Source organism: Nocardia beijingensis NBRC 16342 (assembly GCF_001612785.1).
Taxonomy (GTDB): domain Bacteria; phylum Actinomycetota; class Actinomycetes; order Mycobacteriales; family Mycobacteriaceae; genus Nocardia; species Nocardia beijingensis.
In genome coordinates, this window is sequence record NZ_BDBC01000029.1 from 1 (window position 1) to 23,002 (window position 23,002).

Genomic DNA, 23,002 nt, shown 5'->3' on the forward strand with positions numbered 1-23,002 from the left:
AACGCCGCATCGAACACATTATGCGGATCGGCCACCCCGTCCCCATTACCATCCGCCCCATACACCCCCCACGTCCCCGGCAAGAACTGCATCGGACCCACCGCCCGGACAAACCCCCCATCCGCCGCCTTGATCACCTCGTTGCCCGGCAAACTCCCATCCAACGCCGGACCGAAAATCGGCGTCACCGTCGTCCCCGCCGCATCCGTCCGCCCACCCCCCGCATGCCCCGACTCGATCCGACCGATCCCCGCCAGCAAACTCCACGACAACCCACACCCCGGCACCGAAGACCCCAACGCCAACTCCGCATTCCGATACGCCGCCAACACCACCTCCGGAATCCCCAACGCACCCCCCACCGCAGGCAACGAAAACTCCTGCACCGGCACCACACCCCCGAACGGCGCCACCCCCGGCGTCACCGCCCGCAACCGCCGCGGCCCCTCCGCCGCCACCGGCAACAACCCCACCACCCGCGACTGCGCACTCTCCGCCGCCGCCAACACCTCCGGCGCCCGCGGCGCCGACACCCCCACCGGCGACTGCACCCCCGAACCACTCACCACCACACCAGCAACAACCAAAGCCGAGACCGTTATCGGAGCAGATACACGCATTCGGCCACACCCAATCCTCGACGTCGTGGGAGCGGCCGTCCGGGACATCCCCTGCCCAGGCCGCTCTGGACAACGTTGTCCAGGTTACCCACCGGTCAGGTCCTTATTCGGTATTTCCGGTTGATCAGGGCTTATCGACGGTGAAACCCCTGCTGGAGCGGGCTTTCTGCCGGAGCTTTTCTTGCGGGCGACCTTTCCGCCGCTTTCCGCCCTGCCCTCCTGATCCGGGGATTCCGCCGACTCGATTCGGTCCAGAATGCCTTTCAGCTCTTCCAATTCCCGGCGCAGGTAATCGCGGGTGGCCACTTCGCCGACCGCGATGCGCAGCGAGGCGAGTTCACGGGCCAGAAACTCGGTGTCCGCCTTGGTCTGAGCGGCCCGCACCCGGTCCTCCTCCAAGGCGACCCGGTCCCGGTTGTCCTGCCGGTTCTGCGCCAGCAGGATCAGCGGCGCCGCGTAGGCGGCCTGGGTGGAGAACGCCAGGTTGAGCAGGATGAACGGGTACGGGTCCCAGCGCAGCGCGACCACGAAGACGTTCACCGCGATCCAGACCAGTACCACGATCGTCTGCACTGCCAAATACCGACCGGTCCCTAAGAATCGGGCCACCCGTTCGCTGCTGCGGGCCAAAGCCTCGGCGTCCCACTCGAATCGGAACCGGCTTTCCACCGGCGTCTCCAGCCGTTGGCGGGCCCTGCTGTGACCGAGCCGCGCGCCCGGGTCGTTCTCGCTCACGGTGTGTCCTTTCGGGCGTGCGCGGGGCGGTGCGGGCTCACGCTCCGCCCCGCTCGTCGGTCTCTTCCTGGTCGCGCCAGTCCTCGGGCAGCAGGTGGTCGAGGACGTCGTCGACGCTGACCGCGCCGAGCAGGTGGTTCTCCGCGTCCACCACCGGTCCGCAGACCAGGTTGTAGGTCGCGAAGTACCGGGTCACCGCGGCCAAGGGCAGTTCGGGGCGCAGCGGCGACAGATCGGTGTCGATAATGCCGCCGACCAGGTGGGCGGGTGGCTCGCGCAGCAATTGCTGGATGTGCACCGAACCGAGGTAGCGGCCGGTCGGCGTGGCGGTGGGCGGACGGACCACGAACACCATGGAGGCCAGCGCGGGGGTGAGGTCGGGGTTGCGCACCCGCGCCAGCGCTTCGGCCACCGTCGTCGACGGCGTCAGGATGACCGGCTTCGGCGTCATCAGGCCGCCCGCGCTGTACGGCGAGTGCTCGAGCAGCCTGCGCACCGGCTCGGACTCCTGCGGGTCCATCAGCGCCAGCAGCGATTCGGCCTCGCCCTCGGGCAGTTCGCCGAGCAGGTCGGCGGCGTCGTCGGGGTCCATCGCCTCCAGCACGTCGGCGGCCCTGCGCACCTCGAGGTGACCGAGCAGGTCGACCTGTTCGTCGTCGGGCAGTTCCTGCACCACGTCGGCCAGGCGTTCGTCGTCCAGCGCGACGGCCACCTCGATGCGCCGCTTCTCCGGCAGCTCGCGCAGCTGCTGCGCCACATCGGCCGCGCGCATGCCCTCGAACCCTTCGAGCAGCTGGGTGACGTCCTGTCCCGGCCTGCCGATCTCGTACGGCGTCAGACCGGACACCCTGCTCCAGTCCACCACGTGCACCGCGCGCCTGCGGCCGAGCCTGCGGTGCCCGCGCACGGCGACCCTGCTGACCAGCCAGTCCCTGGAACGGGTCTGTTCGATGCCGAGATCGGCCACGTGGACGTCCACGCCGGCGAGGTCGGGCAGGTCCGGGTCGTCGACCCGCACCACCGAGTCGACGATCTGCGCCAGAGCGAGCATCTCGCCCGGTCGCTGGGTGAAACGTCGCAGGCTGACCGTTCCCGTGTTCAGGGTGACCACGCCGGGCTCGATCGCGGTGATCCGCAGGATCGGCACGAAAATTCGCCGCCGGGTGGGCAATTCGACGACCAAGCCGTGTACCCGTGGCTGCTGACGGTCGGATCGGACGGCCACGACGACGTCCCGAATCCGGCCGATAGACTCCCCGTCCGGTCCCAGTACCGCCAAACCGGCCAGCCTGGCGACGTACACCCTGGTAGCTGCCATGCTGCCAAGGCTAGATGTTCGCGGGCGGGTGTTCGCATCCCGCCACGATCGACGGGAGTGATCATGAAGCCGCGCCGCTCGGTGCTCGCCTGCCCCGGCAGCAACCCGAAGATGATCGAGAAGGCCAAGACGCTGCCCGTCGACGAGGTGTTCCTCGATCTGGAGGACGCGGTCGCCCCGGTCGCGAAGGCCGAGGCGCGGGCGAACATCGTCGCGGCGCTGAACGACTCCGGATGGGGAACGCAGCTGCGCGTGGTCAGGGTCAACGACTGGACCACCGAATGGACCTACGCCGACGTCATTTCCGTGGTCGAGGGCGCGGGCGCGCGGCTGGACGCGATCCTGCTGCCCAAGGTGACCGACGCGGGCCAGGTGCGCGCGCTGGATCTGCTGCTGACCCAGCTGGAGAAGTCCTGCGGCTTGGAGGTGGGCCGGATCGGCATCGAGCCGCAGATCGAGAACGCGCTCGGGTTGCGCAACATCGACGCGATCGCCACCGCGAGCCCCAGGGTGCAGACCCTGGTCTTCGGCCCGGCGGACTTCATGGCCAGCATCAACATGCGCACCCTGGTGGTCGGCGAGCAGCCGGAGGGCTACGACACCGGCGACGCCTACCACCACATCCTGATGACCATCCTGCTCGCCGCCCGTGCTCACGGCCTCCAGGCGATCGACGGCCCGTACCTGCAGATCCGGGACGTGGAGGGCTTCCGGAGGGCCGCCGCGCGCACGGCCGCGCTCGGCTTCGACGGCAAATGGGTGCTGCACCCCGGCCAGATCGAGGCGGCGAACGAGATCTTCAGCCCGCGGCAATCAGACTACGACCGGGCCGAGGAGATCCTCGACGCCTACGCCTTCCACACCTCGGCGGCGGGCGGCGCGCGCGGCGCGGTGATGCTCGGCGACGAGATGATCGACGAGGCCAGCGCCAAGATGGCCCAGGTGATCGCGGAAAAGGGCCGCGCCGCCGGCATGACGCGCACCACGCGTTTCACACCACCGCGGGATGCGTCGGAATAGCAGAATGGAACCATGACGAATCCCTTGGGGAACTCGAGCCGTGCGCGACAGGCTCTCCCGACGCCTCCCTCGGGCTGGCCGGTCGGCTCCTACCCGACCTACGCCGAGGCGCAGAAGGCGGTCGACTATCTGGCCGACAACCAGTTCCCGGTGCAGGACGTGACCATCGTCGGCGTCGACCTGATGCAGGTCGAGCGGGTTCTCTATCGGCTGACCTGGGGCAAGGTGATCGGCGGCGGCGTGGTGTCCGGCGCTTGGCTCGGCCTGTTCCTCGGTCTGCTGCTGAGCCTGTTCACCACCAGCGGCGCCCTCGGTCCGCTGCTCGTCGGCTTGGTCGGCGGCATCATCTTCGGCCTGATCTCGACCTCGATCCCGTACGCGGCGACCAGGGGCCAGCGCGATTTCGCGTCCACCATGCAATTGGTGGCGGGCCGTTACGACGTGCTGTGCGATCCGAAGTCGGCCGAACAGGCACGGGACATGCTCGCACGGTTGGCGATCTGACGCATGGAGGTGCTGGAGACGGTCCGCACCGAGGTGCTGGGCCATTTCGGCGTGGACGCGGCGAGCGTCGACGCCGCGTCGGTGACTTTTCTCGGCTTGGAGCCGATCGAGATCCTGCGCATCGTCGCGGGCGACCTGGTGCACTACGCGACGCTGGGCGGCAGCAGGCACCCCATGGGCGATCCCACCGCGGTGCACGCCGATCCGCTGCGTGGGCCGCGCGCGGAACTCGTGCTGACGTTGCGTGCTGGTGTCGGCGCCAGTTCCGGCCTGGCCAAGTCGCTCGGCGTGCTGGCCGCGGCGCCGGTGGTGGAAGGCGTTGTGCTGCAAGCCGACGCGCTGCTCGACCTGGGCGAGCCGATGTGGCGCGACGCGCCGTTCACCGCGGTTCTGCTCGGCGACAGCGACATTCCCGAGGTGCCGCTGCCCGACCCGGCCGAGCCGGTGCGCTACTTCGCGGTGACGCCGGTGACCGCGACCGAGGCGGCGTGGGTGCGGGTGCGTGGCGCGCAGGCGTTGCGGGACGCGTGGCAGGAGGCGGGCATCGACGTGCGCGACCCGAGGCGCGGCGCCGCCAGCTTGTGATGCCGGGCGGCTACAGCCACTTGTTGCGGCGGAAGGTGAAGAACAGGCCGGTGCAGATGGCGAGGATGAGCACCCACACCATGGGATAGCCCCACACCTGGTGCAGTTCGGGCATGTGGTCGAAGTTCATCCCGTAGATGCCCGCGATCATCGTCGGCACGGCCGCGATCGCCACCCAGGCGGAGATCTTGCGCATGTCGGTGTTCTGCTGCACGCCGATGCGGGCCAGCGCGGCGCTGATCAGCGCGCTGAGCGCCTCGTCGAAATCGTTGATGCGCTCGGCCACGGCGGCGTGATGCTCGGCGACGTCGCGCAGATAGCGCCTGACCTCCTTGGGCACCGGCAGATCCGGTTTGTGACTGAGCAGCTCCAGCGGCGCGGCCAGCGGGTTCACCGCGCGCCGCAGCTCGACCACCTCCCGTTTGAGCTGGTAGATGGATTCCACCGTGACTTTGCTGCGCGGGGTGAAGATCTCCTCTTCCATCTCATCGATGTCGTTCTCGACCGACTGGGCCACATCGATGTAGGAGTCCACGATCCGGTCGGCGATCGCGTGCAGCACCGCGCCCGGTCCGAGCGCCAGCTGCGCCGGATCCTCCTCGAGGGCCTTGCGTACCTCGGCCAGCCCCGAGTGCTCACCGTGCCGGACGGCGACGACGAAATCGGGGCCGGTGAACACGATGATCTCGCCGGTCTCCACGATCTCGCTGATGCTGTTCATCTCGTGCGGGACATAGCTGACCGTGCGCAGCACCAGCAGCAGCGAATCGTCGTAACGCTCCAGCTTCGGCCGCTGGTGCCGTTGCAGGGCGTGCTCGGTGGCCAGCTGGTGCAGGCCGAACGTCTCGGCGATGTCGTTCATCTGGGTGTCGTCGGGATCGTGCAGGCCAACCCAGACGAATCCGTTCGGCTCCTCACGGGCGCGCGCGAGCGCCGCCTTGTGGGTGAACCGGCCTGGCAGGCGTTTGCCGTCCACGTACACCGCGCAGTCGACGATCGCTTGCGCCGTCGGAACCGGGAGGAACCGCTGCTGTGGCTGCGACGGCGTCCGGCCGGATCCACGAAAGGACGAGAGCGGGGAAAAGGACGGCACGCTGACGATGCTACGTCGCGGCGGCCTGCGGGAACTTCGCCTGCGCGTGCGGGACGACGTCGCCGCACTGTAAGACTTGAAGGCGTGCGCATCGACCTGCATACCCATTCGACCGCGTCCGACGGCACCGACACGCCGGCGGAACTCGTGCGGAACGCGGCCGCCGCGGGCCTGGACGTGGTCGCGATCACCGATCACGACACCACCGCCGGCTGGGCGGAAGCGGTCGACGCGCTGCCGAAGGGCATGACGCTGGTCCGCGGCATGGAGATGTCCTGCGTCGGCCTCGGGGAGGACGGCTGGCCGGTGCCCGTACATTTGCTGGCCTACCTGTTCGATCCGACCCATCGCGGCTTCGCCGAGGAACGCGAGCGGCTGCGCGCCGAACGGGTGGAACGGCTGCGCGCCATGGCCGAGCGGATGGCGGCCGATGGACTGCCGATCGATCCCGACGCGGTGCTGGCCTCGGCAGGGCCGTCGGCCGGGCGCCCGCATCTGGCCCGCGCGCTGGTCGCCGCGGGCGTGGTTCCCAGCGTGGACGCCGCGTTCGACGAATTGCTCGCCCCGCACGGCCCCTACTACGCCGAGAAGGCCGACACCCCGCTGCGTCGCGCGGTGCAGATGATCGCCACGGCGGGCGGTGTCAGCGTGCTCGCGCACACCAGGGCGCGTAAGCGCGGCAGGCTGCTCGCCCTCGACGACATCAGGGAGCTGGCCGCCCTCGGCCTCGGCGGTCTCGAGATCGCGCACCCGGACCACTCGGCGGCCGACCGCGCGCTGCTCACCGATCTCGCCGCGGAATTGGGCCTGCTCACCACCGGTTCGTCCGACTACCACGGCGCCAACAAGACCATCAGGCTCGGCGAGTTCACCACCGATCCGGCGCAATTCGAGAAGCTGGCCGGCAAGGCCTCCGGCGTTCCGGTGATCGCCTCGTGAGACTCGTGCGCGGCCTCAGCGGCCTCGTCGCCGGTGGCACCGTGGTGGGCATGCTGATCGTGGTCGGCGCCGAGGTCGTCGCGCAGCGGCGCGGCTTTCCCGGCCCCGGCGGCGAATCGGTCGCCTGGCATGTGGCGGCAGCGGTGGTCGCCCTCGTAGCGCAGATCTATTCGGACCGGCATCGTGGTTCGGCCGCGTTTGCCGGATCGATGATCGTTTTTCTGGCTGCTGGACTATTGCTGTGGACGCAATGGTGGAGCTGATCCCCGAGTATTGGTTGCGGGGCGATGAATTGTGCCCGAACATTTTTCTTTATGACCGAACTCGAGACGGACGTACTGGTAATCGGCGGTGGTCCCGCCGGTGCCTGGGCGGCCGTCTCCGCCGCCGCGGCCGGCGCCGCCGTCGTGCTCGTCGACAAGGCGCGCTGTGGGTCGAGCGGGCCGACGGCGTACGGCGCGATCCCCCTGTCGCACCTCCCGCCCGGCCCGGCGCGCGACGAAGCGGTGCGGCGCGCGCACGCGCACGGCGGCGCACTGGGTGATCCGGACTGGATGCACCGCGTGCTCGAGGAGACCCATCAGCGGATCGAGCAATTGGCCAGATGGGGTTATCGCATCACCGGTGACCCGGCGCGTCCGGCCCGGCACAGCTATCTGGACGGCGGCCGTTACCTGCGGCGACTGCGCCGCGCGGCCCGGGAAGCCGGGGTGCGCGTATTCGATCATCACCCGGCGCTGCGACTGCTGGCCGACCGCGACGGTGTGGTGCGCGGCGCCACCGGACTTCGCTCCCAGGACGGGTTCCGGCGCTGGACCGTGCGTGCGGGCGCGGTCGTGGTCGCCACCGGGGGCTGCGCGTTCCTGTCCGGCGCCGCGGGCACCGACGTGGACACCGGCGACGGCTTGTTGTTCGCCGTGGAAGCGGGCGCCGAGCTGTCCGGCATGGAGTTCTCTTGCGCCTACAGCCTGATTCCGCCGGGGAAAGCCGACCCGGCCGCGCTGCGTAGCCTCGCTTTGCGATTCGCGCCGCTCTACGACGAATCCGGCGCGGAGTTGTCCGGGCATCGCTCGGCGGCGCTCGCGGCCATCGCCGACGGTCAGCGGGTGTTTGCCGCCCTGGACGACGTACCGCTCGCCCTGCGCTCCCGGCTGGCCCGCCACGGCTTCGTCGACCGCGCCGAACGGGTGCCGCTGCGCGCCGTGCTGGAGGGCACCGTGCGCGGCACCGGCGGGCTGCGCGTCACCGGACCGGAGTGCGCGACCACCGTCGCGGGCCTGTTCGCCGCTGGCGACGTGGTCAGTCGCGAGCCGATCACCGGCGCGGTGAGCGGGTTCGGCGGACTGAGCGCGGCGTGGGCGATCGCCTCCGGCGTCTGGGCGGGCGCGGGCGCGGCGAAGTTCGCCAGGACCGCGGACCGGCGCGCTCCCGCCCGCGAGGTGCCGGGGGCGGGACTCGACGCCGTGGCGCGGATCGACCCGAGGGCGGTGATCGGCCTCGTGCAGGAGCACACCTTGCCGCTGCGGCGCAGCTACTGGCGCAGCGCGGGCAGCCTGCGCGACAGCATCGCCGAACTCGACGGCATGTGGCCGGGAGCGGAATTCGACCTCGGCGGCAGCGGCGCCGACCTGCTGCTGGCCCGGCAGGCCGCCGCGCTGCTCGCGGTGGCGCGCTGGACGAAATACAGCGCGTTGTCGCGCGCCGAGAGCCGCGGCATGCACCGCAGAACCGATCATCCCGGCGCGTCCGACACCTGGCGGGTGCGGCTGACCTCCGGCGGCGTGCGTGAGGTGTGGGTGCGCCAGGACACGCCGCGGACCATGCCGGAGCAAGCTCGCGATATCGTCGCCTGAGGGTGCGTCGCCGCGCTCTCGCGCTCACACCCTCGCCGCCCCGCGCGGTGCGATCGCTCACCGCACGCGGCTGCTGAACGGGGAGTTTCCGCTTACCTGGAGGTAATTCCCGCCCCCTAACGTTGGGTGATGGAGCGCGACACGGCCCAGGGGGAAACCGGTTTGGCAACTTGCCCACCGGACTGGCAGAATGTGTCGGATTCCTTGCCTCCGCCACCGCCGGGTGAGGGAATCACGGAGATCTCCGCCTCGCCGACGTACCGTCGCGACCCGCGAGATCACACCGCATGTTCTGTCCGGGCCCACCCGCCCGGTTCTGCTTCGCGGATCAGTGCCGCGCCCGTCATCGAGATATCGGCAAGTCGCGTCGCTTACTCGCAGCCGCTCGAAACACGCCGGTCAGCGCACCCGATGAGCGTAGTGAAAACACTTATACCCATTACCCGGTGGTAACCGTCCCCCGGTTTAGCCCGACCCGAGCAGGAGTGAAATCGTGTCACCTGTGACTGACGCACCGAATGCCACCGCAAGCCTTTCCGAAATCACCAACGACGAAATTTTCGCGGGACATCTCGGCGGCAAGCTCTCGGTCGAACTCAGTGCTCCCCTGGAGACCCAGCGCGATCTGTCGATCGCCTACACCCCTGGCGTCGCCCAGGTCAGCCGCGCGATCGCGGAGGACGAGGCGCTGGCCAAGCGCTACACCTGGACCGATCGGCTCGTGGTCGTGGTCAGCGACGGCACCGCCGTGCTGGGCCTCGGCGACATCGGCCCGCGCGCCTCACTGCCGGTGATGGAGGGCAAGGCGGCCCTGTTCAAGAAGTTCGCCGGGCTGGATTCGATCCCGATCGTGTTGGACACCAAGGATGTCGACGAGATCGTCGAGACGCTGATCCGCCTGCGGCCGAGCTTCGGCGCGGTGAACCTGGAGGACATCTCCGCGCCGCGCTGCTTCGAGATCGAGAGGCGTGTCATCGAGGCGCTCGACTGCCCGGTGATGCACGACGACCAGCACGGCACCGCCATCGTGGTGCTCGCGGCGCTCAACGGCGCGGCCAAGGTGCAGGGCCGTGGCATCGAGGGCCTCAAGGTCGTGGTGTCCGGCGCGGGCGCCGCCGGTGTCGCCTGCACGAACATCCTGCTGGCCGCCGGTGTCCGCGACGTGACCGTGCTCGACTCGAAGGGCATCGTCGGCGCCGAGCGCGGCGATCTCAACGAGGTGAAGGCCGAGTTGGCCACCCGCACCAACCCGCGCGGCCTCACCGGCGGCGCGGCGGAGGCGCTGGCGGGTGCCGACGTGTTCCTCGGCTTGTCCGCCGGTCTGATCGCCGAGGAGCTCATCGCATCGATGGCGCCGGAGGCGATCGTGTTCGCCATGTCCAACCCGGACCCGGAGATCCACCCCGAGGTGGCGCGCAGGTACGCCGCGATCGTGGCCACCGGCCGCAGCGATTTCCCGAACCAGATCAACAACGTGCTCGCGTTCCCCGGTGTCTTCAAGGGCGCGCTGGACGCGGGCGCCCGCCGGATCACCGAGGGCATGAAGATCGCCGCCGCCGACGCCATCCTCAGCGTCGTCGCCGACGAACTCGGCCCGGACAAGATCGTGCCGAGCCCGCTGGACCCGCGCGTCGCTCCGGCCGTCGCCGAAGCGGTCGCCGCCGCCGCCCGCGCCGAGGGCGTCGCGTAACGCGAGCGCACGACAAGCCGAAGGGCGCCCATTCGACCACGAACGGGCGCCCTTTGCCGTGCCGCGCCTGACTGGATCCGGGGCAGACATCGGCGCTCCTCCCCACCGATGGCCGAACGTTGCGCCGGCTAGTCGGGTGCGGTTGCTTCGTCCGCGTCCGGCAGTGGAGCCGCTGGTGGATGCGCGACTCGGTTCGCCCGGCGGAAGCGGTCCACGCCCGGCGCGCTGGCCCACACCGCGACGGCCAGCAGGCCGTCCAGCAGCATCGCCAGCACCGCCACCAGCAGCGCGCCCACGAGTACCCGGTCGTAGCGGTAGAGGCTGATGCCGTCGAAGATGTAGCGGCCCAAGCCGCCGAGGTTGACGTAGGCGGCGATCGTCGCGGTGGCCACCACTTGCAGCGTCGCGCCGCGCAGCCCGGTGAGCAGGATGGGCAGCGCGTTGGGCACCTCCACGCGGAACAGGATCTGCCGTTCGGTCATGCCCATGGCGCGCGAGGCGTCGACGACGTCGGCGGGGACGTTGGCGATTCCGGCGTAGGCGCCCGCGAGCAGCGGGGGGATGCCGACGGTGATCAGCGCCAGCAGCGGCGGTATCAGGCCGAGGCCGAGCAGCAGCACCAGGAAGGTCAGCAGGCCGAGGGTCGGCAGCGCGCGCATGGCGTTGGCGAAGCCGACCAGCACCGCCGCTCCGCGCCGGGTGTGGCCGATGACCAGGCCGAGCGGCACCGCGATCACCGCGGAGACGGCGACGGTCAGAAAGCTGTACCAGAGGTGCTGGACGATTCGGGTCCCGATGCCCGATGGGCCGCTCCAGTTGGCGCCGTCGGTGAAATAGTGCCAGGCGTCAAGGAAGAGGTTCACGAACCGCCTTTCGTCCTGGCGTCCGCGCGCACCCAAGGCGTCGACCAGCGGCCGAGCATGTACATCACTCGGTCGGCGACCAGCGCGAGCACGAGCGTCACGACGATGCCCGCCACAATCTCGTCCGGGTAATCGCGCTGATAGCCCTGGGTGAACAGTTTGCCGAGCCCGCCGACGCCGATCAGCGCGCCGACCGACACCATCGCGATATTGGTCACCACAACCACCCGCAGACTGGACACGAAGACCGGCACGGCCAGCGGCATGTCCACGGTGAGCGTGCGGCGCAGCGGGCCGTAGCCCACCGCGTCGGCCGCGTCGAGCACCGTGGCGGGCACCGAATCCAGCGCCGCGGGGACCGCGATCACCAGCAGCGCCGTGGAGTAGACGGTGAGCGCGATGATCACGTTCAGCGGGTCGATGGCCGAGGTGCCGACCAGCGGAGGAATGATCACGAACAGCGCCAGCGACGGGACGGTGTAGGCCAGGCTCGCGCCGGTCACCGTGACCCGGCGCAGCCACGCCGCCCGCCGCACCAGCGCGCCGACCGGGATCGCGATCACCAGGGCCAGCAGCAGTGGCGCCAGGGCGAGATAGAGGTGGGTAGCGGTGATCCCCATGATCTCCGAGAAGTTCGCGACCAGGTACCTCATGCCGCTCCCCGTGTTCCGTCGCGCACGACCGCGTGCGGTTCGCGGCCGTTCACCGCACTCGTTCCTCGAAGAAATGCCGGTTGCGTTCGGCGTCTTCCTGGGCGCGCTGTCCGGCCAGCTGCTCGAGCACCTCGGTGGCCAGCACTCCGCCGCGCACCGCGCCGCCGCTGTCGACGGCGACGCCGATTCCCGACGGCGAGGAGATCGCGGCGTCCAGCGCCTGCCGCAGATCACTGGACGGGGTGAACAGCGAACCGCCCGCCGACATGCTGTCGGCCAGTGCGCGGCCCGCGCGGAACCCTTCGACGCCGGTGACGTCCATCCAGCCGATCGGCTTACCGTGGGCGTCCACCACCAGCACCCACTCGCCCGCGTCCAGCCGCAGCTCGCGCACCTGGTCCGCCACAGCCGTCCGGATCTCGTGCAGCGGAACGTCCTTCGCGGACCGGAACGACAACCCGCGGTAACCGCGGTCCCGGCCGACGAAGTCGGCGACGAAATCGGTTGCGGGCTGAGCGAGCACGCGCTGCGGCGCGTCGTACTGCTGGAGCACCCCGCCGCGCCCGAACACCGCCACCCGATCGCCGAGCGTGATCGCCTCATCGATGTCGTGGGTGACGAACACGATGGTCTTGTGCAGTTCCGCTTGCAGCCTTTGCATCTCGACCTGCAATTCGGCGCGCACCACGGGGTCGACGGCGCTGAACGGCTCGTCCATCAGCAGGACCGGTGGGTCCGCGGCGAGTGCGCGCGCCACGCCGACGCGCTGCTGCTGACCACCCGACAGCTGCGCCGGGTACCGCCGGGCCAGCGAACGGTCCAAGCCGACCCGGTCGAGCACCTCGAGCGCCGCGGCTCGTGCGGCCCGGCGGGAGTCACCGCGCAGCACCGGCACGGTGGCGACATTGTCGACGACCGTCCGGTGCGGCAGCAGGCCGCCGCTCTGGATGACGTACCCGATCCCGAGGCGAAGCCGCACCGGATCGACCGTCGAGATGTCCTGTCCGGCAATGGTGATCGTCCCCGAGCTGGGCGTGATCATGCGGTTGATCATCCGCATCGAGGTCGTCTTACCGCAGCCGGAGGGCCCGACGAAGACGGTGAACGATCCGGACTCGATGCGCAGATCCAAGTCGGTGACGGCGTGCGTGCCGTCCGGATAGGTCTTGCTGATACCGGAGAATTCGATATCCGACACCGAATCTCCCTTTCTAGCCCACCGGCTTGTTCAGCCCCTTGGCGGTCACCCATGCCGCGGCGGCGGCCTTGGGCTCGGTCTTTCCCGCGCCGGAGACCGCCTCGTTGAGCTTGATCAATTCGGCGGTGGTCAGTTGCGCCGACACCGCGTTCAGCGCCGCGAGCGCCTTGTCGGACTTCTTGCTCGCGTTCAGCAGCGGCACCACGTTCTGCGCGGGGAAGTTGTGCTTCGGGTCGCCGAGCACCACGAGATCGTTCTGCGGGATGGCGGGTGAGGTGGTGAAGATATCGGCCGCGGTCACCTGGCCCTCGACCAGCGCGCGCACCGTGGCGGGACCGCCGCCGTCGGCGATCGGCACGAAATTGTTCCCCGCGATATCGAGGTCGTAGTTCTTCTTCAGGCCGGGCAGGCCGCCCGGTCGCTCCTGGAATTCGGCGGGCGCGCCGAATTTCACCTCGGCCGAGTGCGCGGCCAGGTCCGCGATGGTGCTCAGGTTCCAGCGCTGGGCGGTGGCCCGGGTGACGACGACGGCGTCCGAGTCCTCCCCGGGTGCGGGGGTGCCGATCGCGAGATCGGAACCGAGCGCTGTGCCCAGCGCGCTCTGCACGTCGGCCGCGCTGCTGGCGGTGGCGTTCTTGTCCAGGTATTGCAGCAAATTGCCGGTGTACTCGGGGATCACCGAGATGGCGCACTTCCGCAACGCGGGGATATAGGCTTCCCGGCTGCCGATGCCCATTTTGGTGTCGACACTGAAACCATTCGCGCGCAACACTTCCGCGTAGATCTCGGCGATGGTCTCGGACTCGGGGAAATTCGCCGAACCGACGGTCAATCCGTCTCCCGAACAGCTGCCGCCGGCGGCGAGTGGATCGGAATCGCCACAAGCGGACATGGCCATGGCGACGGCGAGGGCCGTCGCGGCCGCGAGGACGCGGGCCGCGCGCAATGCGACGCGCGCGGCGGGGGTGCGGGTGGATTTCACGAGAGTCCTTCCGACATGACGGCGGGCGCGGTCTCGGCACCGAGCGGCCGCCGGTACATTCTGGGTGTCCATACTGCCCGCTTCCGGGTTTTCCTGTTGGCCGTGTCGAGACGTCGGAGAGTTGGTGTCGCCGGATGGTGTTGGCCGCGTCACAGCGGGTGCTGGCTCGGTTGCTGGTCGTCGCGTCCGTCGCGCTGGTCGTGTCCTGCGGGAACGACGAGCCGCAGCGCTCGATCACGGTCGGCGCGGGCGACTCGATCGAATCCTCGGTCCTCGCCGAGATCTACGCGGGGGCGCTGGCGCGCACCGGTGCGCGCACCACGGTGGACGCGGGACTGGGCAGCCGCGCGGAGTACCTCGCCGCGCTCGACGCGGACCGGGTCCAGGTGGTCGGCGAGCACACCGGCGCGCTGCTGGCCCATCTCGACGAACACGCCACGGTGCGACTGCCGGGGGAGGTGGCGAAGGCGGTGAGCGCCGCGTTGCCCGAGGGCCTTGTCGTCTCCGATCTCGCCGACGGCACCGATCTGCGACCGCGGGTATTGGTCACCGCCCAGGCGGCGGCGCAGGACGGTCTGCGTTCGGTCGGCGACCTCAGGCCCCGCTGTGGCGGGTCGACCGTCGGCGTGGCGTCCATCTCAGGCCTGTTGCCGTCGGCTGGGAGCGATCGCGTCGCCGGGTGTGATTTCGCGGCCACCGTCGCCTTCCCGGATCCGGCAGCGCTGCGGAAAGCACTGCTGGACGGCAAGGTTCAGGCCGGTCTGCTCGTCGGTCCTCCCGCGCTCGCGCCCGGCGCGACCGACGGGTTGGCCGTGCTGTCCGATGACGAGTACGCCGTGCGCGCCGAGAACGTGCTGCCGCTGTTCCGCAAAGGACTGCTCGACCAGCGGGAGATCAAGAAGCTCAACTACGTCGCAGGCGAGCTGACCACGGACGAGCTGGCGGCCATGATCCGCGATATCCGCGACGGCGCCGAGCCGAGTGAGGTCGCGCGCGCCTGGCTGGACAAACACGCGTTGTAGCGCGCTGTAGAGGCCATCGAGAACTCACATCTCGATGGCCTCTCGTCGTGTACAGGCCCGGACATCGGGAACGCGATACGCGAGGCCGGGAACTGTGGGACCCATCACGGGGGGTGACGTCTTGTCCACCGACTGTTCCACGCCGTATATTCCACGTGGAATATTTAGAGTGGAGCATGTCGGGGCCGGAAGGCCGAGACGAACGAATGACGGAGGTGATCAGGCATGGGGCAAGGGCAGGCGTATCCATCGGTGACGCCGTTGGCCATCGCCGTGCTCGCGCTGTTGGAGGAGCGGCCCATGCATCCGTACGAGATGTTCCAGACGCTGATCGCCCGGCGGGAGGACAAGCTGGTCAAGGTACGGCCCGGCTCGCTGTACCACACCGTGTCCCGCCTGGCCGACCAGGAATTGGTCCGCGCCGAGGGCGTCGACCGGGCGGGCAACCGGCCCGAGCGCACCACCTACCGGATCACCGGGCGCGGCAGGGAAGCGCTGCGCAACCGGATCGCCGACATCGTGCGGCGGCCCGTTCCGGAGTACCCGATCTTCCCGTTGGCGCTGGGTGAGTTGCACAATCTGCCCAAGGCGGAGGCGCTCACGCTGCTGCGCGAACGCATCGCCGTACTGGAAAACGAACTGGCCGACGCCGACATGTTGAGCGCGTGGGCCGAAGAGCACGTCGTCCCCCGCCGCTACTGGATCTCCCTGCCGTATCTGCGGGCGATGCTCACCGCCGAACTCACCTGGGTCAAGGGATTCACCGACGAATTGGCCAGCGGCGCACTCGAGTGGCAGGACTTCGACCCCGTGACCGGCGCGCGCTCCGGCGCCGAGCCTGCCGCCGACTCCGCGGTGACGCCGCAGGCGCCGACCGGCGCCGTGGCGGAATCCGCACGCAGATTTTCGGACAATCCGAGTTAGGAACGATTTGATGTCCACCCAACGCAATCCGTGGCTGGCGCTGGTCGCGCTGGTCGTCGGCTTCTTCATGATCCTGCTGGACATGACGATCGTCGCGGTCGCCAATCCGGCCATCATGACCAACTTGCACGCCGACATCTCCCAGGTGATCTGGGTGACCAGCGCCTACCTGCTCACCTACGCGGTGCCGCTGCTGGTCACCGGACGGCTGGGAGATCGATTCGGCCCCAAGAACATCTATCTGATCGGCCTGGCGGTGTTCACCGCGGCGTCGCTGTGGTGCGGGCTGTCCGGCAGCATCGGCATGCTGATCGCCGCGCGCGCCGCCCAGGGCGTCGGCGCCGCGCTGATGACGCCGCAGACCATGGCCGTGATCACCAGGACCTTCCCGCCGGACCGGCGCGGCGCGGCCATGGGTCTGTGGGGCGGCGTCGCGGGACTGGCGACGCTGGTCGGCCCCATCCTCGGCGGTGTGCTGGTGGACGGTCTCGGCTGGGAGTGGATCTTCATCGTGAACGTCCCGGTCGGCGTCGTCGCCTTCGCGCTGGCGGTCTGGCTGGTGCCCGCCCTGCCGACGCACGAGCACAAGTTCGACATCCCCGGCGTGCTGCTCAGCGGCGTGGGCATGTTCCTGCTGGTGTTCGGCATCCAGGAGGGCAACACCTACGACTGGTCGCTGCGGATCTGGTTGCTGATCGGCGCCGGCCTGGTGGTGCTCGCGGTCTTCCTGGTCAATCAGGCCAGGAACACGGGCGAGCCGTTGCTGCCGCTGAGCCTGTTCCGTGATCGCAATTTCGCGCTGTCCAACGCCGCGATCGCCGCGATGGGCGCGGCGGTGACCTCCCTGATGGTGCCGACGTACTTCTACCTGCAGGCCGTGCGGGAGATGTCGCCGACGAAGTCCGCGCTGGTCTTCGCGCCGATGGCGATCGTCACCGGTTTCTCGGCCCCGCTGGTCGGCAAGTTCGCCGACAGGCTGCACCCGCGGATCGTGCCCACCATCGGCTTCGGGCTGTTCGCGCTGTCGGTGTTCTGCTTCTCGATGCTGATGAAGCCGGATTCGTCGCTGGCCTGGTTCCTGGTGGCCGCGGCGCTGGCCGGTTTCGCCAACGCCTGCATCTGGGCTCCGCTGGCGTCCACCGCCACACACAACCTGCCCGTCCAGCAGGCCGGCGCCGGCGCCGGTGTCTACAACACCACCCGCCAGGTGGGCTCGGTGCTCGGCAGCGCGGCGATCAGCGCCCTGGTGGCGGCGCGGCTGACGGCGAACGGCCTCGGCGGCGGTCCGGTCGCCGAAGGCGGCGCGGGCCAGGGCCCGCTCCCGGAGTTCGTCAAGGATTCCTTCAGCACCGCGCTGAGCCAATCCACGCTGCTCCCCGCGGCCGTCCTGCTCATCGGCGTCGCCGCCTCGCTCCTGTTCATCCGCCACGGCGAGTCCGCGCCCGCGCAACCCGAGCAGAAATTGGTCAAGGCCGACCTCGGCAGCTGAACTCCCGCTGATGCCCGTCCGGGAAGCGCTTCCGGGCGGGCATCAGCGTGCCAGCACTCCCAGCCTCGTCCAGTCGATTTTGATTTCGATCGGCACATCGATCACCGTCTGCGAATCGCTCGGCTCCAGCTTCATATGCAGTCGGTACTGGCCGAGCACATGGTCGAGTACATAGATCTCGATCGAATCAACGCAATTGTCCGACAGCCAGACGATCCAGTACCACGGGATCCCGGCCAGCGCGTACTCAGCGAGTTTGTCGGCCGTGTCCACACGCTCGGTCCCCGGTGAGACGACTTCGATTACCAGTTTGACCATGGAGGCGGGCAGTGGGCGAAGCTTCGGCGGGGCGCATTCGAACAGCGCAACGTCCGGCCGCCGAATCGTCACCCTCGGTAACTCCCAGAGCAGCACGTCGAAATCCATATCGACGGCCAAGCAGCCGCCGCTGTATCGGCCGACGTAAGCTTCGGCAGCGGTTTCGATGAAGTCGGCGATCCGGCGTGCCGACTTCTGATGCGGCCTCGTGGGCGCCTCCGCCCGAACGGCTTCCCCGTTCACCACCTCCACCAAGCGGCAGAAATTCTCGGGAAGTTTTTTCCAGATCTCCAACGTGATCGGCGCCGGCTGCAGGTTCTCTTCTCGCGCCCAATCCAAGATCTCGGACATGGCCCCCTCCTCGAACGGCCGACGACTACCGGGCCGGCCCGATCCTATCCGGTTGACGAGCGTTTATTGCCTGTCACGACCATCCGACGGGTCAACCGACGCTGACCGTGACCGAGGGGTAGCCGGTCGCGCCGTCGGGGATGACGTCGCGGCGTTCGGCGGTTTGGGTTTCGCCGGTGCCGTCGGTGGCGCGGGCGCGGAGGGTGTGCGGGCCGGGGGTGGCGTCCCAGTCGAAGACCCATTGGCGCCAGGTGTCGATGGATTGCTCGTCGGCGAGGCGGGCCTGTTGCCAGGGACCGTTGTCGATCTGGACCTCCACGGCGCTGATACCGCGATGCTGTGCCCACGCGACTCCGGCGATGGGGAGGCGGCCCGCTTGGAGCCGGCCGCGGGCGCGGGGCGTGTCGATGCGGGTGCCGGTCTTGATCGGGCCTTGTGCCGACCAGCCGCGGCGGGTCCAGTACGCGGTGGCGCGGTCGAAGCGGGTGACTTCCAGTTCGGTCACCCATTTGGTGGCCGAGACGTAGCCGTAGAGACCGGGCACGACCAGCCGGGCCGGGTAACCGTGCTGCACGGGGAGCGGTTCGCCGTTCATGCCGATCGCCAGCAGCGCGTCGCGTCCGTCGGTGAGCACCGCCAGCGGCGTGCCCGCGGTCCAGCCGTCGGCGCTGTGCGAGAGGACCATGTCGGCGTCGGGGTGCGGTCCCGCCTCGGCCAGCAGTTGATCCACGCGGTAACCGAGCCAGCGCGCGTTGCCGATCAGGTCGCCGCCCACCGGATTCGACACGCAGGCCAGCGTGACCAGGTGTTCCTCCACCGGACGAAGCGCCAGATCCGCCCAGCTGAGCCGGATCTCGCGGTCGACCATGCCGTAGATGCGCAGCGACCAGCCGTCCTTGGACACTTGCGGCACGATCAGGGCGGTGTCGATCCGGTAGAAGTCGTCGTTCGCGGTCAGATACGGCGTCAGTCCGGGTACGCGGAGGTCGACGCCGGGCGGGATCGGTTCGGTGGGCGCCGACGGTTCCGGCAACCGCACCGCGGCTCGTTCGCCGGAAACGTCGCCGCGGCGCGCGCCGATCACCCGGCCGCCGATTCCCGTGACCGCCGCCAGCCCACCGGCCACCAGCAGCCCCCGCAAGACTTGCCTGCGCTCCGGAGCCGCCGATGTGCCTGTGGCCGACGCGGGCGAGGTCGCACTCGCTGATCCGGCCCCGGCCTTTCGGAGTTCGTCTGCACCGGCGGGGCTTTCGCCCTCGGCAGGGTGGTCGGCGCTTGCCCGGTGCGCCGGTGGACCCGGTAGCGAGGTCGAATCTGCGTTGGTGGTCGCCTGGCCCTGCCCGGCGTCGGTGTGCTCGGGGTGATCTCCGCCGGCGGAAGCCGGACCTGCGGACACGTTCCGAGCGGCGGCCGCCGACGAGGCCGCCCCGGCCTGCCTCTCCCCGGACGACTTGTCGACCGCCGCGTCGATGCGACGGGTCAGCGCGCGCAGCGAGTAGATGCCGACAGCGACGCCGACGACGGTCGGCAACGCGGCCGACAGTCCGGTACGCGCCACTGCGGCCCATGCCGTGACCACCCCGAACACCACGAACAACCACGACCCGGCGGCGCGGGTGGTCCGCTCGATCGCTCCGGCCACTGCGGCGACCAAGACGGCGATCACGCCCATGATCACGTACAGCGCGGCTTTGTCGCCGGTGCCGAAGGTGGTGATGGCCCATTCCCGCACCCCATCAGGGGTGTGGTCGACCACCGCCGAACCGAGGACGTGCAGCGGCGCGCTGTCCGGGCCGAGAAAGGCCGCGAGCAGTTCGGCGACGCCCAGCGTGAGACCCGCCGAGACGATCCCGGCCACCACACGCGCTCGCAGATCGGCCATGGCATCGAGACTACTGCCGCCCGGCCGCCTCGGCCGCCGACCGAATCGGCTGGCGATGTCTCCCTGGTGGCGGCCCCTGACATGCGAAAGGCGCTGCCCGCGAACGGACAGCGCCTTCCCGCGATCGGTTCAGTTGTAGATGCCCGCCACGTCGTCGGCGTGCTGCTTCATCACGACCGCGCGCTTGAGCGACATCTTCGGGGTGAGCTCGCCGGTCTCCTGGGTCCAGTCGATCGTCAGCAGGCGGATCTTCTTGATCTGCTCGGCCTTCGACACCTTCTTGTTCGTCTCGGCCACCGCCGCGTTCACCTCGGCGAGCAGATCGGGGTTCTCGATCAGCTTCTCGATCGGGGTGTCGGCGGGCAGGCTGTTGCGCTCCTTCCAGCCGGGCAGCGACTCCGGGTCCAGCGTGATCAGCGCGCCGATGAACGGCTGACCGTCGCCGACCACCATCACCTGGCTGATCAGCGGGTGCGCCCGCAGCGAGTCCTCCAGCAGCGCGGGGGAGACGTTCTTGCCACCGGCGGTGACGATGATCTCCTTCTTGCGGCCGGTGATGGTGATGAAGCCGTCGGCGTCGATGGCGCCGAGGTCACCGGTCTTGAACCAGCCGTCGTCGAAGGCGTCCTCGGTGGCCTCCGCGTTGCCCCAGTAGCCGCTGAACACGACCGAGCCGCGCAGCAGCAGCTCGCCGTCCTCGGCGATCTTGGCGGCGTGGCCCTCGATCGGCCGCCCGACCGAGCCGACCCGGATGTGCTCCGGAGTGTTGACCGAGATGGCCGCGGTGGTCTCGGTGAGGCCGTAGCCCTCGTAGATGGTCACGCCGACGCCGCGGAAGAAGTGGCCGAGCCGCGCGCCGAGCGGGCCACCGCCGGAGACGGCCGCCTCGCACTGGCCGCCGAGCGCCGCCCGCAGTTTGCTGTAGACCAGCTTGTCGAACAGCGCGTGCTTCAGCTTCAGCCCAACGCCGGGTCCGCCGTTGTCGAGCGACTCGCTCCACGCGATCGCGGTGTCGGCGGCGGCGTCGAAGATCTTGCCCTTGCCGCCGTCGTGCGCCTTCTGCTTGGCGCTGTTGAACACCTTCTCGAACACCCGGGGCACCGAGAGGATGAAGTGCGGCTGGTAGCTGCCGAACTGCTCGACCAGGGTGGACCAGTCGGCGGTGTGCGCGACGACCACCTTCGCGTCGAACGCGGCGAGCGCGACGGCGCGGGCGAAGACATGCGCGAGCGGCAGGAACATGAGGGTCTTCTTGCCCTCGGAGACGTACTTGCCCAGCGCGATCCGATCGGACTTCGACTCCGCGTACAGGTTCGCGTGGGTCAGCATGACGCCCTTCGGGCGGCCCGTGGTGCCCGAGGTGTAGATCAGGGTGGCGGGCGACTTCGCGCCGACCTGCGCGCGGCGGTCGTGCACGGCCTGGTCGTCGAGGTCGGCGCCGCGGCCGAGCAGTTCCTCCACCGCGCCCTTGTCGATCTGCAGGGTTTCCCGCAGCTCCGGCAGCGACCCGGCTTCGATCTCGTCGATCACCTTGCGGTGCTTGTCGCTGTCCACGACCAGCAGCTTGGTGGCCGAGTCCTGCAGGATCCACTTGGCCTGCTCGGCGGCGGAGCTGTCGTAGATGGCGACCGTGCAGCCGCCCGCGGCCCAGATGGCGAAATCGAGGACGGCCCACTCGTAGCGGGTGGGGGCCATGATGGCGACGCGATCGCCGAGTTCGAGACCCGAGGCGATCAGGCCTTTCGCCACTCCGGTAACCGTTTTCGCGAACTCCGCGGCGGTGATGTCCCGCCAGCCGCCGCCGTTCGGCACGTTGAACAGCACCGCGTTCGGCGACTGCTCGGCGTGGCGGAAGACGTTGTCGGAATTGTTCGCGTCATCCGGAATGGTGTAAGAAGCCGGGACTTCGAACTCTCGCATCAGTGCCCTTCCACGTGGGTTTACTCGCCAGTAATCTACGACACCTGCGCCAGGGCCGTGAGGTCGACCACCGCCAGTCGCCTCCGTACATCACCGCAGGCTGGTGACCCGCTCGAATTTCATCCTAGTTCGCGCAGGTCCGCCGGTTGAACGGCTTCGCGCAGGAACTCGGCGAGTTCGCGCAGCACGGCCGCGGCGGGCGCCGCCAGCGCGGCCTGCAGTTGAGCGACGTGCCACAAGCCCTTGCTCTCGGTGAAGCGCACCTGTACCCCCGCCGCGCACAGGGCGGCGACCAGCGCGACGCACTGCCGGTGCAGCAGTTCGCTGACGTCCACCTGCACGTAGGTCGGCGGCAGGCCGCGCAGCTCGCCGGTCAGCGGGGCGTAGACCGGGTCGGCGGCATCGCCGTCGCCGAGGTAGGCGGCGGCGCAGGAGCGCGACCAGGGCTTGCTGATCACCAGATCGCGTTCGCGATCCGGGATCTCGTTCGGGTCCGCCCAAGGCGCGATCAAACCGAGCGCCGCCGGAGTCTGCCCGTGCCGGGCGATCAGTCGCTGTGCCAGCGCGAGCGACAGCCCGCCGCCCGCGGAATCACCGGAGACGGCGATCCGGTCCGGCCGCAGGCCCGTCGCCACCAGCTCCAGGAACGCCGCCTCGGCGTCGTCCAGTGCGGCGGGCATGGGGTGCTCCGGCGCGAGCCGGTAGTCCAGCACGTAGACCGGGCAGCCGACGTCCCGCGCCAGCCGCGCCGCCAGCGAGCGATGCGTCGCGAGCGAGCCGACCGCGTAGCCGCCGCCGTGCAGATAGAGAACCGCGCCGTGCTCGGAGGTGTCGGCGAAGTCGATCCGCTCGGCCGGCCTGCCGCCGAGGCGCGTGGGCCGCACGACGGCGCCCGCGGGCAGCAACTGCGCCCGCGAACTCACGTCGAGCAGCCTGCGCTGCACCGTGAACGGCAACCGCTTGTTCAGCGTGGCCCGGAAGATCGGATTCAGTACCGCCCGCGCCAGCGGCAGGGGCAGGTCGATGTCCCGCATTCGTCGTTC

The 23,002-nt window shown here is 69.5% G+C and carries 22 protein-coding genes; 10 read left to right on the forward strand and 12 right to left on the reverse strand.

Going from position 1 to position 23,002, the window contains the following annotated elements:
- The 3 genes from NB3_RS35910 to NB3_RS17635 all read right to left on the reverse strand — a co-directional run.
- Window positions 1–620 (reverse strand): lysozyme family protein (locus NB3_RS35910; protein WP_503826327.1); only part of this gene is annotated, 620 nt, incomplete at its 3' end.
- An 84-nt stretch (window positions 621–704) separates the two neighbouring features.
- Window positions 705–1,355: a DUF1003 domain-containing protein gene (locus NB3_RS17630; protein WP_067804210.1), complete on the reverse strand. Its 651-nt coding sequence runs from the start codon at window positions 1,353–1,355 to the stop codon at window positions 705–707.
- Window positions 1,356–1,392: 37 nt separating this feature from the next.
- Window positions 1,393–2,673: a magnesium transporter MgtE N-terminal domain-containing protein gene (locus NB3_RS17635; RefSeq protein WP_067804212.1), complete on the reverse strand. Its 1,281-nt coding sequence runs from the start codon at window positions 2,671–2,673 to the stop codon at window positions 1,393–1,395.
- Window positions 2,674–2,736: 63 nt separating this feature from the next.
- On the opposite strand from NB3_RS17635, the gene NB3_RS17640 reads away from it, so the two are divergent.
- Genes NB3_RS17640 through NB3_RS17650 form a run of 3 tightly spaced genes read left to right on the forward strand, consistent with a single transcriptional unit; the run spans window position 2,737 to window position 4,782 of the window.
- A complete protein-coding gene (locus tag NB3_RS17640) occupies window positions 2,737–3,693 on the forward strand; it encodes an HpcH/HpaI aldolase/citrate lyase family protein (RefSeq protein ID WP_067804574.1) in 957 nt (318 codons plus the stop codon).
- 12 nt (window positions 3,694–3,705) lie between these two features.
- Window positions 3,706–4,197, forward strand: coding sequence for a YflT domain-containing protein (locus NB3_RS17645; RefSeq protein ID WP_067804215.1), 492 nt, complete (start codon window positions 3,706–3,708; stop codon window positions 4,195–4,197).
- Between the two features lie 3 nt (window positions 4,198–4,200).
- The gene (locus NB3_RS17650; protein ID WP_084486324.1) at window positions 4,201–4,782 is read left to right on the forward strand and encodes a suppressor of fused domain protein; all 582 of its coding nucleotides are present in this window, start codon (window positions 4,201–4,203) and stop codon (window positions 4,780–4,782) included.
- 10 nt (window positions 4,783–4,792) lie between these two features.
- On the opposite strand, the gene NB3_RS17655 is transcribed toward NB3_RS17650, so the two are convergent.
- Window positions 4,793–5,884, reverse strand: coding sequence for a magnesium and cobalt transport protein CorA (locus NB3_RS17655; RefSeq protein WP_371855918.1), 1,092 nt, complete (start codon window positions 5,882–5,884; stop codon window positions 4,793–4,795).
- Window positions 5,885–5,959: 75 nt separating this feature from the next.
- Here NB3_RS17655 and NB3_RS17660 point away from each other — a divergent pair, with 75 nt between their 5' ends.
- The 4 genes from NB3_RS17660 (at window position 5,960) to NB3_RS17675 (ending at window position 10,357) form a co-directional block, all read left to right on the forward strand.
- Window positions 5,960–6,814 carry a PHP domain-containing protein gene (locus NB3_RS17660; RefSeq protein ID WP_067804220.1) on the forward strand — a complete coding sequence of 285 codons (855 nt, stop codon included), beginning with the start codon at window positions 5,960–5,962 and terminating at the stop codon, window positions 6,812–6,814.
- Window positions 6,815–6,864: 50 nt separating this feature from the next.
- Window positions 6,865–7,077, forward strand: coding sequence for a hypothetical protein (locus NB3_RS17665; protein WP_244891948.1), 213 nt, complete (start codon window positions 6,865–6,867; stop codon window positions 7,075–7,077).
- A gap of 51 nt (window positions 7,078–7,128) precedes the next feature.
- Window positions 7,129–8,667, forward strand: coding sequence for an FAD-dependent oxidoreductase (locus tag NB3_RS17670; protein WP_067804226.1), 1,539 nt, complete (start codon window positions 7,129–7,131; stop codon window positions 8,665–8,667).
- A gap of 493 nt (window positions 8,668–9,160) precedes the next feature.
- Window positions 9,161–10,357, forward strand: coding sequence for an NAD(P)-dependent malic enzyme (locus NB3_RS17675; protein WP_067804229.1), 1,197 nt, complete (start codon window positions 9,161–9,163; stop codon window positions 10,355–10,357).
- A 128-nt stretch (window positions 10,358–10,485) separates the two neighbouring features.
- Here the strand turns inward: NB3_RS17675 and NB3_RS17680 are convergent, their stop codons facing one another.
- From NB3_RS17680 to NB3_RS17695, 4 genes are read right to left on the reverse strand one after another with little or no spacing between them, the layout of a single operon-like run.
- Complete coding sequence (locus NB3_RS17680; RefSeq protein ID WP_067804579.1) at window positions 10,486–11,220, reverse strand: ABC transporter permease; 735 nt, start codon at window positions 11,218–11,220, stop codon at window positions 10,486–10,488.
- The gene (locus tag NB3_RS17685) at window positions 11,217–11,873 is read right to left on the reverse strand and encodes an ABC transporter permease (RefSeq protein ID WP_067804232.1); all 657 of its coding nucleotides are present in this window, start codon (window positions 11,871–11,873) and stop codon (window positions 11,217–11,219) included. The genes NB3_RS17680 and NB3_RS17685 overlap by 4 nt, the downstream gene beginning before the upstream one ends.
- A 49-nt stretch (window positions 11,874–11,922) precedes the next feature.
- Window positions 11,923–13,071, reverse strand: a complete 1,149-nt coding sequence (locus NB3_RS17690; protein WP_067804235.1) for an ABC transporter ATP-binding protein — start codon at window positions 13,069–13,071, stop codon at window positions 11,923–11,925.
- 13 nt (window positions 13,072–13,084) lie between these two features.
- Entirely contained in the window at window positions 13,085–13,969 is an 885-nt protein-coding gene (locus NB3_RS17695) for an ABC transporter substrate-binding protein (protein ID WP_157111851.1), read from the reverse strand.
- 218 nt (window positions 13,970–14,187) lie between these two features.
- On the opposite strand from NB3_RS17695, the gene NB3_RS17700 reads away from it, so the two are divergent.
- The 3 genes from NB3_RS17700 (at window position 14,188) to NB3_RS17710 (ending at window position 17,488) form a co-directional block, all read left to right on the forward strand.
- Window positions 14,188–15,075, forward strand: coding sequence for a glycine betaine ABC transporter substrate-binding protein (locus tag NB3_RS17700; RefSeq protein ID WP_067804238.1), 888 nt, complete (start codon window positions 14,188–14,190; stop codon window positions 15,073–15,075).
- Window positions 15,076–15,300: 225 nt separating this feature from the next.
- Window positions 15,301–15,999, forward strand: coding sequence for a PadR family transcriptional regulator (locus NB3_RS17705; RefSeq protein ID WP_084823442.1), 699 nt, complete (start codon window positions 15,301–15,303; stop codon window positions 15,997–15,999).
- Window positions 16,000–16,009: 10 nt separating this feature from the next.
- Window positions 16,010–17,488: a DHA2 family efflux MFS transporter permease subunit gene (locus tag NB3_RS17710; protein WP_067804241.1), complete on the forward strand. Its 1,479-nt coding sequence runs from the start codon at window positions 16,010–16,012 to the stop codon at window positions 17,486–17,488.
- A gap of 42 nt (window positions 17,489–17,530) precedes the next feature.
- Here NB3_RS17710 and NB3_RS17715 read toward each other — a convergent pair whose 3' ends face one another.
- The 4 genes from NB3_RS17715 to NB3_RS17730 all read right to left on the reverse strand — a co-directional run bounded on the left by NB3_RS17715 (window position 17,531) and on the right by NB3_RS17730 (window position 22,993).
- Complete coding sequence (locus NB3_RS17715) at window positions 17,531–18,157, reverse strand: Uma2 family endonuclease (RefSeq protein ID WP_067804243.1); 627 nt, start codon at window positions 18,155–18,157, stop codon at window positions 17,531–17,533.
- A 91-nt stretch (window positions 18,158–18,248) separates the two neighbouring features.
- Window positions 18,249–20,039 carry a molybdopterin-dependent oxidoreductase gene (locus NB3_RS17720; protein ID WP_157111840.1) on the reverse strand — a complete coding sequence of 597 codons (1,791 nt, stop codon included), beginning with the start codon at window positions 20,037–20,039 and terminating at the stop codon, window positions 18,249–18,251.
- 129 nt (window positions 20,040–20,168) lie between these two features.
- Entirely contained in the window at window positions 20,169–21,959 is a 1,791-nt protein-coding gene (locus tag NB3_RS17725) for an AMP-dependent synthetase/ligase (RefSeq protein WP_067804250.1), read from the reverse strand.
- A 119-nt stretch (window positions 21,960–22,078) separates the two neighbouring features.
- Entirely contained in the window at window positions 22,079–22,993 is a 915-nt protein-coding gene (locus tag NB3_RS17730) for an alpha/beta hydrolase (RefSeq protein ID WP_067804253.1), read from the reverse strand.
- Window positions 22,994–23,002: the final 9 nt, after the last annotated feature.